The organism is Veillonella parvula (assembly GCF_024461875.1).
In the GTDB taxonomy this organism is placed as follows: domain Bacteria; phylum Bacillota; class Negativicutes; order Veillonellales; family Veillonellaceae; genus Veillonella; species Veillonella parvula_I.
Window position 1 is genome coordinate 468,749 of record NZ_JANGAL010000001.1, and the last position, 15,153, is coordinate 483,901.

Below are 15,153 nucleotides of genomic sequence, written 5' to 3' on the forward strand. Positions count from 1 at the left end.
ACTTATGAGGTTGACCATATGAGGAGGCCCCTACATGAACGAAAAATATGTAGCCCAAGATATTGAAAAAAAGTGGCAACAGTATTGGGAAGATAACCATACGTTTAAAACAGAATATGATGAATCTAAAGAAAAATACTATGTATTAGAAATGTTCCCGTACCCATCTGGTAATTTACACATGGGGCACGTGCGTAACTATTCCATTGGTGATGTAGTAGCTCGCTTCAAGAAAATGAAGGGGTTCAACGTGTTGCATCCAATGGGGTGGGACTCCTTTGGTATGCCTGCAGAAAATGCGGCGATTAAACATGGCATAGCACCTAAAACATGGACTCTTGATAACATCGAGAACATGAAATTGCAACAAAAAGCACTTGGCTTGTCCTATGATTGGGACCGCGAAGTAGCAACATGTAAAGAAGATTACTATAAATGGACTCAATGGTTTTTTGAACAGTTCTATAAAAAAGGCTTAGCCTATAAAAAGGAAGCAAAAGTAAACTGGTGTGAAACTTGTCATACTGTATTGGCAAATGAACAAGTTATTGATGGTGCTTGTTGGCGTTGTGATAACCCTGTTGAGAAAAAAGATTTGTCACAATGGTTTTTACGCATCACTGAATATGCGGATCGCTTGTTAGCTGATTTAGATACTCTAGATCATTGGCCACAACGCGTTAAGTTGATGCAAAAGAACTGGATTGGTCGTTCTGAAGGTACAGAATTTTCCTTTGAAGTGCCATCCATCAATGAACGCGTATCTGTGTATACTACACGTGTTGATACTATTTACGGCGTAAGCTATGTAGTATTGGCTCCTGAACATCCATATGTGGAACGCCTCATTGAAAATGCTCCTAATAAAACTGAATTAGAAGCTTTCATTACGCGTATGCGCAATATGAGCGATATCGACCGTACATCTACAGAGGCACCTAAAGAAGGTATGTTTACTGGGTCTTATGCAGTAAACCCAATGTCTGGCGAACAAGTTCCTGTGTGGATTGCAAACTATGTATTGGTAGACTATGGTACTGGTGCTGTAATGGGTTCCCCTGCACATGATGAACGCGACTGGGAATTTGCTCATAAATATGATTTGCCTATTAAACAAGTCGTAACTCGTGAAGGTGAAGAATACAGCCTTGAAAAATGGCAAGAATGGTATCATGAAGATGGTATCCTCGTTAACTCTGGTGAATATAATGGCCAAACATCTGAAGAGGCTCGTAAAAGTATCACGGCAGCTCTTAATGAACGCGGTATTGGTGAAGGTAAAGTAAATTTCCGCCTTCGTGACTGGTTGATTTCTCGTCAACGTTACTGGGGCGTGCCAATTCCTGTAGTATACTGTGAAACTTGTGGTGAACAACTCGTTCCTGAAGAAGAGTTGCCAGTACGCTTGCCAGAGGATATTAAATTTGAATCTGGTGCTGTATCTCCATTAGCTACATCTGAAAACTTCCTACATACTACATGTCCTAAATGTGGCGGTCCTGCACGTCGTGAAACAGATACAATGGACACATTTATCGATTCCTCTTGGTACTTCTTGCGCTATACAGATGCTAAAAATGACCAAGCTCCATTCGATAAAAAAATTGCTAATTACTGGATGAATGTTGACCAATACATCGGCGGTATTGAACATGCTATCTTGCATTTATTGTACTCTCGATTCTTTGTGAAAGTTATTCACGATTTAGGCCTTATCGATGCAAATGAACCATTCCGTGGCTTGTTGACACAAGGTATGGTTCTTAAAGAAGGCAGCAAAATGTCTAAATCCAAAGGTAATGTAGTTTCTCCTGAAGAAATTATCAATACCTATGGTGCTGATACTGCACGTTTGTTCATTCTATTTGCAGCGCCTGTTGATCGTGACCTTGATTGGTCTGACCAAGGTGTTGAAGGTTCCTATCGTTTCTTAGGTCGTGTATGGCGTATTGTTGATGCGTACAACGAAGAAGCTAAGAAAAATGCAACTGGTGAACTTACAAAAGACGAATTCGGATTGCGTCGTGAATTACACCGTGTTATCAAAAAGGTTACAGAAGACTTAGATAATAATTTCAACTTTAATACAGCGATTTCTGCCATCATGGAACTTGTAAATGCTATGTACGCTCATAAGGATAAAGCAGAAACAATCAATAGCGCATTAGCTAATGAATTGACACATTCCTTATTGCTTCTTTTAGCGCCATTTGTGCCTCATATTACAGAAGAATTGTGGCATGAATTGGGTGAAACTACATCCATTCACACAGAAAAATGGCCTGTATATGAAGAATCCGCTCTCGTTGTAGATGAAGTAGAAGTAGTCTTGCAAGTAAATGGTAAAGTTCGTGATAAACTTACTGTTTCCGTAAATATTACAAAAGAAGAATTAGAAACATTGGCCAAAGAATCTAGCCGTGTTCAAGAATTTATAGAAGGTAAGAATATCGTAAAAGTTATTTACGTACCTGGTAAACTTGTAAATATCGTTGTTAAATAAGGATATTCTATTTGTTTAATATTGTAAGCCTCCAACTACATAGGTAGAAGGGGGCTTATTTTAAGTGAGGTAATTATGGCAAAACGTAGCGATTATATTTCCTGGGATGAATACTTCATGGGTGTTGCCATTTTGGCAGCACAACGTTCTAAGGATCCAAATACACAAGTTGGTGCATGTATTGTTAGTAATGATAATAAAATCTTGTCCATTGGTTATAATGGTATGCCTTTGAATTGCAGTGATGATGATTTCACATGGGAACGTGATACAGCTGATGATAACAAATATTTCTATACTGTACATAGCGAACTCAATGCTATCTTAAATTATCGTGGCGGTTCTCTAGAGGGCTCTAAAATATATGTAACGCTTTTCCCATGTAATGAATGTGCGAAAGCCATCATTCAAAGTGGTATTAAAGCCGTTATCTATCGCGATGATCTCTATAAGGATACAAAAGAAGTAAAAGCATCCAAACGGATGTTGAAAACCGCAGGTGTAGACATTATTGAATACAAATCTACAGGCCGCACATTGAATATTACATTGTGATATAATAATTCTTTACCACTAATAAAAGCCCCTATATACAAACGTATATAGGGGCTCTTTTATATGTAGCTTTCAATTATAAATTGCTATCTAATAGACAAGTTAGATAGGAAGTCCAGTTTTTATGGGAACGTTTCACTTGTTTATACTTGTAAACGGCCATCAATCATAATGTCTACTTCTTGGCCATCACGAGTGTAGCCTTTAATATTCATATGTTCATGACCAATCATAAAGTCTACATGTGTTAAAGAGTAGTTAAGGCCACGTTCTTTTAATTCTTCTTCAGATAAACCATCACTATCTTTGAGGCATGTTGGATAAGAAGCACCAATTGCTAGATGGCAGGATGCATTTTCATCAAACAATGTTTCGAAGAAGATTTGGTTAGATTGACTAATTGGGCTGAAGTGGTCCACCAAAGCAACTTCGCCGAGGTAGTGGGAGCCTTCATCGGTTTCTATTAACTCTTTTAATACTTCATAACCTTCTTTTGCAGTATAATCAACGATTTTACCTTCTTTGAAAGTAAAGGAGAAATCAGAAATAGTATTGCCATGGTAAATTAAAGGTTTTGTGCTGTATACAATACCATTAACACCATTATATTGGGGTGCGGAGAAAACTTCCTCTGTAGGAATATTGGCATTAAAAATAGTGCCATCCTTTGAAGATTCTTCACCACCTAGCCATATATGACCTTCTGGTAATTCTAATAAGAGGTCAGTACCATTTTTACAAGTATAACGCAATGCCTTTAAGTCTAATTTATTCAATGCTTCACAGCGGTGACGCAATTTTGCCATGTGATGACGATATGTGTCTTTCGGTTCTACACCTTCAATGCGGCAAAGTTTTAATAGGGTAGCCCATAGTTGTTCAATTTTCTCTTCATCTGTACCTTCATAGCCAAGTAAATCTGCCCATAGAACCGTTGGTACAGAAGCAACGCACCATGTAACAGAGGAGTTCATAATCGCTGTATGGTAGAAGGATAAAGCTTTATTTAAGTTACGAGATTGTAGTGAAATACGATTTGTTGGAATACCTTCTAACGCTTTTGGGTTCGCACTAATCAAAGATAAGAAAGCGGCCTTATCATCGATGTATTGCTTGTAGAATTCAGGTATCCAGTTAGCCGGTCTTTCTAATACAGATTCCTTAGCATGTAATAAACGTTGACGAGCGATTGGAGAACATCTCCAGTTGAGGACAACCTCTTTGGCACCTAATTCATATGCTTCTTCTGTGACGATAACTGCAAAGTCTTTGTTTTCCACATCTACAGAAATAACAAGAGTTTGATCTTCTTGTAAATTTACGCCATATTTTAACAAGGTATGTGCATATTTTTTTAATATTTTTTGATTCATTGTATCTCCTTATATTCGACATCAATTATGAAACTCCTGCTGGTGTGACCAATAGAGTCAACGGTAGGAGTTTACTTTTTCATAGGGAATTCTTTCAGTAGGAGGTGCACTATGAAAGTAAAATTGAAGCCATATATGACAATTATATTAATCCTATGTATTTTAGTAGGAATTTATTTCCTATGGCCTATTATAACAGATGAAAGCGATTCTGTCTTAGTTGAAGGAGCAATAGATGGAAATTCTTCTATATCAACTGTTGAACAAACATCCAACAAACCTATAGCTTATATTACGGGCGCCGTAGTTTCACCTGGTTTATATGAGTTTGAAAGTAGTGCTACTGTAGGTGATGTAGTTCAGTTAGCAGGTGGGCTATTACCTTATGCTGATGTAGAATCAGTCAATATGGCAAAGTCGGTTAATGCGGGAGATCATATCCACATAGTATTTAACTTCCACGGTAATCCAGAGGTTTTATTGCGCGGTAACAAAATTAATATCAATACAGCTTCTGCAAAAGATCTTGATGCATTACCAGGCATAGGACCCGCTATGGCAAAAAGAATTGAAGAGTATCGTTCACAAAAAGGACCCTTTACATCCGTTGAAGGTATCAAGGGGGTGAAGGGCATCGGTGATGGCGTATTTAAGAAGATTAAAGATAAAATTACAATCTAAATTTAGGAATACAGAACGAGCGTTTGAGGAATCAATCTTCAATACTCAAGTTTTAGTTAATACAAAGCCATTTATAACTTATAGCCAATGGGCACATACTATATTGGGATCTATAATAATTGGCACTATATTAGGATATGGTAAATATTATCCCGTACTTAGTCAAATGCATTATATTTTTGCGATTGCCTTAGCTATTATTGGTGTAACTGTTATTAAAATAATGCAATCTTATTGTAGGTGGCGTTTATATGCCAATTTATTAATATTAGTTTTTGCTGCAATGGGATTATCCTATTATCATACAGACTTACAAATTATTAATTATAGTAGCTATACATCATACTATTTACAGCAAGAAGGAGAATATCTAGGTACTGTTGTATCATCTCCTGAAATAGTAAATCTAGATGGACAGGAGTATTACAAATATAATGTAGAGTTACATGGATTACATCCCTATAAAGATACTGCTAAAAATGACTATATTAAGGCACAGGGTCGATTACAGATTTACTCAAAGGTATCTACTACAAAGTATTCAATACGGCTAGGGGAACAAGCAATAATTGAAGGTACACCAAAAAGTTTATTTCTCATTGAAGAGGAAGGACGCATTAATCTTAGAGGTAGATATATGAGCTCTAATACAAGAGGTCGAATCTATGATGGTGTATATCGATCTGCTACTAATAAAGATTTACAAGCATTCCACTTTAAAAAAACATTTTCTGAAAAACTATATGGAAAAAGTTTATATTTATGTGGTCAAATACGAGAATCTATTGAAAAAAATATTGCTAGTAATCTAGATGGTTCACAAAAGGTATTAGCACAAGCCTTATGCTTGGGTGGTCATTATAGTGAGCTAGGGGAAGAGCGAATGAAAGATTTTGCTTATACGGGTCTCATCCATATTTTATCTATCTCTGGCTCACATATTGCACTGCTATTAGCCTTAATTTACGGTTTAGGAAGACTCGTTAAATTACGGAAGCGCACATGCTTAATTTTAGGTATATTAGTAGCTTGTATATATTGCTGTATCGTTGGTGGAGATGCACCTGTTATACGTGCAATGATGATGAGTATACTCATGTGCATGGCTTATGTAAAAGGACGATTATATCAAGCTAAACAGGCTTTATGTATATGCGCTATTCTATGTCTTGTATATGATCCTTTTTCTTTGTTTGATGTAAGCTTTCAACTATCCTTTGGTGCAACCTATGGTTTACTTATATGGGGGAAGGTACTATATGAACGGATACAATGGCTACCAAAATGGATTAAAACACCCCTTGTGTTATGTGTGTCAGCACAGTTGCTCATCTTGCCGCTACAGCTGTATTACTTTCACTATATTAGTATTGCTAGTTTGTTAGCAGCTTGCATAGTAGCACCTATATTAGATATATCCATCATTTTAATCTTTATAAGCACTGTTATTAGCTATGTAATGTCTATATCGTTTCTATGGTCTTTGATAGATGCACTATTACGCATATCGTTATATTTAAATCATGTCCTAGGGCGTAGTGGTAGTTTACTTTGGCTTGGTATGATGCATCTTTATTGTGTTTATGTATATTATACTTTACTAGGTCTGTTTACGTACTTTTTGACAAATAAGAAGGAGTATACTGTATATGTAGTGATGTCCTTATTATGCATGGTTGCAGCCTATGGTGTTTCATACTATGTGACTCATCATAACAAGAATACGTTAATCCATTATATTCCTATGAAACAGTGTAATGTGCTGCTGTGCATAGCACCAAACAATGAACAGGCATATTTGTTAATTGATGCACCAGATTATATTAAAACGATGCCTAATGAAGGACTAATTAATCAAACTATTAGAGCATATGGCATGAATCCTAGAATGGTAAAAGTTAAGTACTTTCACAGTAACGGTTCGGCAAGGATAATATATAAAAATGGTATGAACCAAATAGTCGTATATAATGGACAAAGTAGAGAAAAAAATCTAAAATTAAATGATAAGGCTAATGTTTTATTTATAACGAGTCGATTTAGTGTAATGCATGAAATTGATCGTATTTCACCGCGTAGTACTGTTTTGTTTAGTAGTCCTCATGGTGCTTTACGCGATGTGGATCCATCATCAGAACATATGTATATAATGGGATACAGCTTTATTAAAGATATCTATCTGTGAAAGGAGGGAACATGGCACATATTCAACTCATCTATGGCGACGAACCACAATTAATTGAAGAAGAAAAACGTAAATTTTTAAGTGCCTATCCAGACCTTCCAGTGACTGTATTAGATGATGAGGTGGGACCACAAAAAATAAGTGAAAAACTATGTGAAGATTCACTTTTTGGCGATCAAAAGGTCTTCTGTTTAGTTAATTTGCCTATCATTCGTAAAAGTGGCAAAAATAGTGATGCTTGGGTTCCATTGTATGAACTCCTCTTGGAATATAATGGAGATAATCCTATCGTTTTGATTTATCATGATATGATTGATAAACGTATTAAGCAGAATAAAGAGATTTTAGATAAAATACCAAATCATCAATGTAAGCGTCTTGAAGGGGCAGACCTCGTGATGTGGATACGTCAGTACTGTACGTCTAACGGCTTTAAAATGACGCCTGATGCACAGGAATATGTAGCCCATCTTATCGATTTGTGGCAAGAGGTACCTGTTTCTTTTATGAGAACTGAGTTTGACCGTTATTTTTTACAAATTACTGGGGAAAAGGTTATTACCAAAGAATTTCTCGAAGAAAACGGTAGTGGCTATGGAGCCAAAAACATTTTTACTTTTAAAGAGGCTCTATTAAAAAGAGATATCGATACATTACTTGAACTATTTCCATTTATGTTCGGCTATAAAGAATTAGACCGTGCTATGAGCTATATTGAGGGGCAATTACGTTTACAGTTGCTAGTTAGCGAATGTCGCCAAGTGGGTATGTCTGTTCAAGCCATACAAAACTTATGTAAGGATCATGATTCGTCATTTAAACCATATCCGATTAAGCTAGCTTACGAGGCGAGTCCGAGAATTTCAATTAAGGCTCTACGAGCTTTATTAAAAGGGCTTTATGAGATTATATTAGATAGCCGTAGCAGCAAGGGCGATATTTGGCGATTTAGAGATTTATGTATTACCTACTGTGGGTATAAGGGATAAAAATGAAAGTACGTTATCGTGTTGTACCAAAACAGAATAAGAAATCATCCTTCTATGTGAACTGTCATAGCCAACATGTGACGATTCAAGCAGCAGACTCTGCATTTTCCACATTGCTTAGTCTACGTGAAAGGTTGTCTGCATGGTATAAGGAAAAAAATATCTCTTTTGATGATATTCCAACAAATACAGATACAGCTTGTTGCTTTGCTTGGAAGGTAGATACTGAAACGGGTGAAGGTTTAGATACCTATTATTATGGTGGCGGCTGCGGTGCTGGGGAATGGATTGAAGCTGCTGAGGCGCAACGTGAGGCTGAAGAGGCTAAAAATCAAGAACCTAGAGGCAAGTCTTTTGCGGGTTATGACCAACAAGATGAATATGATGATGTAGACGAAGATGATTTTGCCCCATTTGTAGAAGCTATTGAATTAGGCTATTTCAACAATAGTCCAGTTGTTGTGTCTCGTTCTAATCATACGGCTGCCGAATCTAGCAGTAGTGATACTATCGCATCTGTGAGCAGTACACCTAAAGTAAGCAAAGGCTTTGGCCCTAAAAAAAATACAAAATCTACGGCTAAAGGAAGTGAAGGGGATGGTAAATATCCTCGTCGTGCACCAAAGGATGCACCTACTGATGAAGGCATGATTTTAGGACCTAAAATTGAAGGGGTCACCTCTAAAATCATGGGCACCTTGGATACACCTAGTGTAATTTTTGAAGGTGTCTTTGTTGGTTTAGATAAACGTGATACTAAGACGGGTAAAAGTATCGTTAACGGCAGCATTGTAGATGATACAAATAGCATTAAATTTATCAAGTTTACGAACAGTCCTGAAGAAGGGGATGAGTTACTAAAACAACTAAAAGGCTTACAACGGGTTCGCGTACAAGGTAGTGTCAGCTTTGATGATCGTTTTGACAAGGATTATATTCTTTCTATTCGCAGTATTGAAGCAATAGAAACTACTAGTGTGGAACGAACTGAAAATCGTCCGGACTCTCGTGTGGAACTCCACTTACATACTAAGATGAGTGATAAAGATGCCCTCGTATCTGTAAAGGATTTATTTAAAACAATTAAAAAATGGGGCCATCCTGCAGTGGCTATTACGGACCATGGCGTAGTACAAGCTTTCCCAGAAGCGCAAGCTCTTGGTAAGGAGTTAGGTGTTAAGGTTATCTACGGTGTAGAAGGTTACCTCATCGAAGATGAAACGGTAACAAAAGATGAAGAGCCTGTACTAGATAAGAAAAAGAAAAAAGAAAAAGATAAACGGTACCATATTATCTTGTTAGCTAAAAATATGGTAGGTTTACGTAATTTATATAAAATGATTTCCATTTCTCACCTTGAACATTACAAGGTTCGTCCGCGTTTGCCTCGCTCCGTTATTGAAGAACATCGTGAAGGTATTATCATCGGTTCTGCCTGTGAAGCAGGGGAGCTTATGCAATCCATCGTTCGTGGAGCTACAAAAGAAGAGCTTTTGGAAGTAGCATCCTTCTACGATTATCTTGAAATTCAGCCACATACTAACAATACGTTTTTGGTTCGTAAAGGTCTCATGCCAGATGAGCAAGCCCTCATCGATATGAATAAGACCGTTATCGAATTAGGAGAAGCCTTAAATAAACCTGTATGTGCTACTTGTGATGTTCACTACCTGACACCAGAAGAAAAAATTTATCGTGAAATCATGTTAACTGCATGTGGTTATCCAGATGCAGATGAACAACCAGATTTACATTTACGTACTACAGATGAAATGCTTGCGTCCTTCCCTTATTTAAGCGAAGAAAAAGCATACGAAGTAGTCGTTACTAATACACGTGCTATTAATGATAGCATTGAAGATATTAAGCCCGTTCCTGATGGTACATATTCACCTAAGATTGAAGGTGCTGACGAAGCTTTCACAGAAATGTGCTATAAAAATGCGAAGGCTATTTACGGTGATCCATTGCCTCGTGTCGTACAAGAACGTCTCGATTATGAATTGGATTGTATTATTTCCAATGGTTACGGCGTATTGTATTACATCGCTCATAAGCTGGTAAAAAAATCTCTTGATGATGGGTACCTTGTAGGTTCCCGTGGTTCCGTAGGGTCATCCTTTGCCGCTACCATGTCTGAGATTACAGAGGTAAACCCATTACCGCCTCATTATGTATGCCCTAACTGTAAATATTCAGAATTCTTTGAAAAGGGGGAATATGCAGGGGGCTTTGACTTGCCTCGTAAGGACTGTCCTGAATGCGGTCATGCTTTACAAACAAATGGCCATGATATTCCATTTGCTATTTTCCTTGGTTTCGAAGGTGATAAGGTTCCAGATATTGACCTTAACTTCTCTGGTGATTACCAAGCAAAAGCTCACAAATATACAGAAGAACTATTTGGCCGTGATAATGTGTTTAAAGCAGGTACAATTGGTACTATAGCTGATAAAACTGCTTTTGGTTATGTTAAAAAGTACGCCGAAATTAGAGATATTCAAGCTCGTAATGGTTTCTTTGAACATTTAGCAAAGGGCTTTACAAATGTGAAGAATACTACAGGCCAACATCCTGGTGGTATTATGGTATGTCCTCGAGATATGGATGTGCATCACTTTACGCCAATTCAACATCCAGCTAATAAAAAGGAAAGTGGCGTATTAACGACACACTTTGATTATCACTCCATTGAAGGTCGTATGACTAAGCTAGATATTCTGGGCCATGATGATCCGACCATTATTCGTATGCTAGAGGATTTGACAGGTATCGACGCCAAAACAATACCATTTGATGATCCAAAGACATTGAGCTTGTTCTCCTCTACAGAAGGGATTGGCTTAACACCTGAACAATTACAAGGTGACCAAGTAGCTAGTTTGGCTGTTCCAGAATGTGGCACGAAATTCGTACGGGGCATGCTTGAAGACTCTCGTCCCCAAACATTCTCTGACTTAGTTCGTATTTCTGGCTTTTCACATGGAACAAACGTATGGCTCGACAATGCGCAAGATCTCATTAAAAATGGTACTTGTAAGTTGAATGAAGCCATTTCAACTCGTGACGACGTAATGAACTTCTTGATTCATCGGGGCATGGATAGAAAGCATAGCTTCTTTGTAATGGAAAACGTGCGTAAAGGTAAGGGTATTGAAAAACGAAATAAACAAGGGCAAGCTACGACGGAATTTGAAGCAGAAATGCGTGAAAATAATATTCCTGAATGGTTTATTGAATCTTGTAAAAAGATTTCCTATCTATTCCCACGGGCCCATGCGGTAGCTTACGTAATGATGGCTTTCCGTATTGCTTGGTTTAAGGTATATCATCCATTGGCATTCTATGCGGCATACTTCTCCATTCGTGCAAAAGCATTTGATTTACGCATTATGACAGGTGATCTTAAAACTCAAATGACTGAGTTTAACCGTATTAAGGCTCTTGATAGATCTGCTAGTCCTAGAGATAAAGACCTTATGAGTGCCCTTGAAGTATCTATGGAAATGTATCAACGAGGCTATCGATTTATCAATGTAGATATTCAACATTCTGAAGCAAGACGATTTAGCATTAAAGATGGCGCTTTATTGCCGCCATTCTTGGCTATCGACTCCTTAGGTGAAACAGTAGCTGATGCAATCGTAGCTGAACGAGAAGAACGTCCGTTTACATCTCTAAAAGACTTGCAACGCCGTTGTAAAGTATCAAATACCATCATTGATCTTATGAAAGACCTCAAATGCTGTGGTGAACTTCCTGAAGATGAACAAATGTCACTATTTGGAGCATAATAAAATACAAGATAAGACTTAAATACAAATTAAGCACTATATACCAAATGTTGATATAGTGCTTATTTTTATGTAGTTTGCTACAATATAATTAATATATATCATTGGTGCAAGGGAGTGTTGGGAAATGATAGGTAGTTTATTAAAATTATTAGGAATCTATTCATCAAATAGTAGTGTTTCTAAAGTGCCTAAACTAAATACAAAAGTAGAAGAAAATAGTAATGCTTTTAACATAACTGATCGACTTTCGAATCAAGCTGATGATATTAAACTTTGGGATATTAAGCCAGAAGATACTCCTGAATTAGAAGAATCAGATATTCCAGGTGTATACTTTAACGAATTCCGGGAATATGTAGATGAAGAGAGGAATGTATTATCTCCATCAGAGGTTGATGCGATACGGTATAAAGAGGATTACGAGGACGATTATTATAGATAGAAATAATTAAAGTGTAATTTTTATCTTGTTATTATATTAAAGTGAGTTGGTGAATTATGAGAATTCCAATATATGAAGCTTTAGCACACTATAAAAAGAATGAAGAGCTGCCTTATACAGAATATTTTGGATTAGGATTTTTTTCTTATATATCATTAGCTGAAGAGGCTCTAGTTGAATCTAAAATATTGTCTGGATTTTCTAAGTTAAATGATGATTCCTTTTCCATAAAAACTCACTATTTAAATGATTGTGCTCATATAGGTGATGATATTAACTATGAAATAGTAAATAATAAAATTTATGGTGTTTGGTATGATTACGATATAGATCCATATTATTCCAGTTCTGGATACATAGGTTTATTTAGCACTTTAGAATATGCAGAGAAAGCATTAAAGTGGTATAAAACATGGGATATCTTTAAAGTACATGGATTAGAGTATTTAGGAATAAACATAATTACTCTTAATTTAAGAGGGTGGACTGAAGGTTTTATAACAGTATATGATTAAAATTATGTAATAAAAGAGGTATCATCAAATGATGACACCTCTTTTTTGAAAGTTTTGCAGTTTTAAATATTTGGCAGATTTAGTAAAGTTTTAGTATAAGGATTTATATTTCATCCAGTTTGTTTTGGCCATTTCTTTAAGTTCCGTACCACGGCCATCAAGGATTGCATTGATTAAATATTTGCTGAAGCCTTTAGCTTGTTGGTAAGCAATCTTCGGAGGCATTGCAAGTTCTTGTTTGTCCACGCGAACATTAACGATGACTGGACCATTATGGTTAAGGGCTTCCATGATTTTTTCATCCACTTCGCTAGAGTTATGAATGCTTACACCTTTGATACCAGCAGCTTCAGCAAGTTTACCGAAATCTGGATTTACAAAGTCTGTAGCGTAGTCTAGATAGCCGGAAGCTTTCATTTCCATAGCGATAAAGCTAAGTTCTTCGTTATTGAATACAAAGATTTTAATTGGTAGATTTAATTGTTTTAAAGTCAGCATTTCGCCCATCATCATTGTAAAGCCACCGTCACCAGAGAGGGAGATGACTTGACGATTAGGACATGCATTTTGAGCACCGATAGCGTGCATCATAGCATTAGCCATGGAGCCGTGGCTAAAGGATCCTAAAATACGGCGTTTACCATTTGTTTTTAGATGGCGAGCAGTCCAAATAACTGGAGTACCTACGTCAAAGGTAAAGATCGCGTCTTCTGCTGCTAGTTTATTGAGGCGATTTACGAAGTATTGAGGGTGAATTGCTACACCATCTGGCTCGGCAACGGCATAACTATCTAAATCACCTCTAAATTTAGTGTACGCTTTACGCACTGTGTCGATAAATTCAGTATCACCACGTTGGCCTACAAGAGGTAATAATTCTTTTAACGTATCTTTTACAGTACCAATGATACCTTGTGTAAGAGGTACGCGACGACCTAAAGCGCTAGGATCTCTATCTACTTGTATTACTTTCGCATTTTCTGGATAGAATGGACGGTAAGGAAAGTCTGTACCAAGCATTACCAATGTATCACATTGTTCAATAGCACGGTAGCCAGATGTATAGCCTAATAGGCCAGTCATACCTACATCATATGGATTATCCCATTCAACCCATTCTTTACCTCTGAAAGCATGTACAACTGGTGCTTGTAAGCGTTTTGCTAATTCTACCACTTCGTCATGAGCACCTTCACAGCCGGCACCACAGAATAGGGTAATACGTTTGCCTGTTTCTAAATGAGCAGCCATTTCTTCAATATCTTCTCGTTGTGGAACAATATGAGGTAAACGAGGTGGGGCCCATATAGGTAATTCGTCAATTTCCATTTCCATAACTGCAACGTCCCCAGGAAGAACGATAACAGCAACATCTTGGTTACCAACAGCAGCGTTCATAGCACGGAATAGAATTTCCGGCATTTGCTTAGGATTGGATACAAGTTCGCAGAAACAAGAACATTCTTTGAATAGATTTTCTGGATGTGTTTCTTGGAAATAGTTCAAACCTACTTCAGATTGAGGAATGTGAGATGCAATGGCTAATACTGGAACACGATTGCGATGACAGTCAAAGAGACCATTAATCAAGTGTAAGTTGCCAGGACCAGAGCTACCAGCACATACAGTTAGTTTATGAGTTAGGGATGCTTCTGCACCGGCAGCAAAGGCTGCTGTTTCTTCATGTCGTACATGTTCAAAAGCAATTTTACCATTGCGGCGTAAACTATCATTTACAGAGTTTAGACTATCTCCAGTGATACCGTAAATGCGTTCGATGCCCGCATTGGCTAAGACTTCTATAAGTACATCAGAAATTCGTTTTTTTGCCATATTATCACCTATATTTAATAATTACTATCATTAAAATATGGTTATTCAAACCATATATATTATATTAGACTTGTTTAACATGTAATTATGTGATAAAAGTTACTATTTACTGTATACATAGTTTATATATGTTTATATTAAAAGTAAATATATATTATTATTTATATTGTTCTAGTATTTGTGTTCTAAAAATTATATTTTAATTAAATTATTTAATATTCTTTCTCAATACAAAACTATTATTCTTGCATAACATTAATAAAAGTGTTACTATTAATTC

10 protein-coding genes are annotated in these 15,153 nt (G+C 36.8%); 8 read left to right on the forward strand and 2 right to left on the reverse strand.

Annotated elements, in window-relative coordinates:
- Positions 1 to 34: 34 nt before the first annotated feature.
- Together leuS and NE668_RS02160 are read left to right on the forward strand one after the other, a co-directional pair.
- Positions 35 to 2,503: a leucine--tRNA ligase gene (leuS, locus tag NE668_RS02155; RefSeq protein WP_227036968.1), complete on the forward strand. Its 2,469-nt coding sequence runs from the start codon at positions 35 to 37 to the stop codon at positions 2,501 to 2,503.
- Positions 2,504 to 2,578: 75 nt separating this feature from the next.
- Positions 2,579 to 3,058, forward strand: coding sequence for a deoxycytidylate deaminase (locus NE668_RS02160; protein WP_004695896.1), 480 nt, complete (start codon positions 2,579 to 2,581; stop codon positions 3,056 to 3,058).
- Positions 3,059 to 3,201: 143 nt separating this feature from the next.
- Here NE668_RS02160 and NE668_RS02165 read toward each other — a convergent pair whose 3' ends face one another.
- Positions 3,202 to 4,431 carry an aminopeptidase gene (locus NE668_RS02165; RefSeq protein ID WP_227036967.1) on the reverse strand — a complete coding sequence of 410 codons (1,230 nt, stop codon included), beginning with the start codon at positions 4,429 to 4,431 and terminating at the stop codon, positions 3,202 to 3,204.
- Between the two features lie 111 nt (positions 4,432 to 4,542).
- Between NE668_RS02165 and NE668_RS02170 the strand changes: the two genes are divergently transcribed.
- The 6 genes from NE668_RS02170 (at position 4,543) to NE668_RS02195 (ending at position 13,040) form a co-directional block, all read left to right on the forward strand.
- On the forward strand, positions 4,543 to 5,112 hold the full coding sequence (locus NE668_RS02170; RefSeq protein WP_021148170.1) for a ComEA family DNA-binding protein: 570 nt from the start codon (positions 4,543 to 4,545) through the stop codon (positions 5,110 to 5,112).
- Positions 5,069 to 7,297, forward strand: a complete 2,229-nt coding sequence (locus tag NE668_RS02175) for a ComEC/Rec2 family competence protein (protein ID WP_227036966.1) — start codon at positions 5,069 to 5,071, stop codon at positions 7,295 to 7,297. Before NE668_RS02170 ends, NE668_RS02175 begins: the two co-directional genes overlap by 44 nt.
- An 11-nt stretch (positions 7,298 to 7,308) precedes the next feature.
- Entirely contained in the window at positions 7,309 to 8,286 is a 978-nt protein-coding gene (gene holA / locus NE668_RS02180) for a DNA polymerase III subunit delta (protein WP_227036965.1), read from the forward strand.
- Between the two features lie 2 nt (positions 8,287 to 8,288).
- A complete protein-coding gene (locus NE668_RS02185; RefSeq protein WP_227036964.1) occupies positions 8,289 to 12,080 on the forward strand; it encodes a PolC-type DNA polymerase III in 3,792 nt (1,263 codons plus the stop codon).
- A 127-nt stretch (positions 12,081 to 12,207) separates the two neighbouring features.
- Positions 12,208 to 12,525: a hypothetical protein gene (locus tag NE668_RS02190; RefSeq protein ID WP_227036963.1), complete on the forward strand. Its 318-nt coding sequence runs from the start codon at positions 12,208 to 12,210 to the stop codon at positions 12,523 to 12,525.
- Positions 12,526 to 12,581: 56 nt separating this feature from the next.
- Positions 12,582 to 13,040: a hypothetical protein gene (locus NE668_RS02195; protein WP_008600986.1), complete on the forward strand. Its 459-nt coding sequence runs from the start codon at positions 12,582 to 12,584 to the stop codon at positions 13,038 to 13,040.
- A gap of 90 nt (positions 13,041 to 13,130) precedes the next feature.
- Here the strand turns inward: NE668_RS02195 and poxB are convergent, their stop codons facing one another.
- A complete protein-coding gene (gene poxB / locus NE668_RS02200; protein ID WP_008600984.1) occupies positions 13,131 to 14,873 on the reverse strand; it encodes a ubiquinone-dependent pyruvate dehydrogenase in 1,743 nt (580 codons plus the stop codon).
- Positions 14,874 to 15,153: the final 280 nt, after the last annotated feature.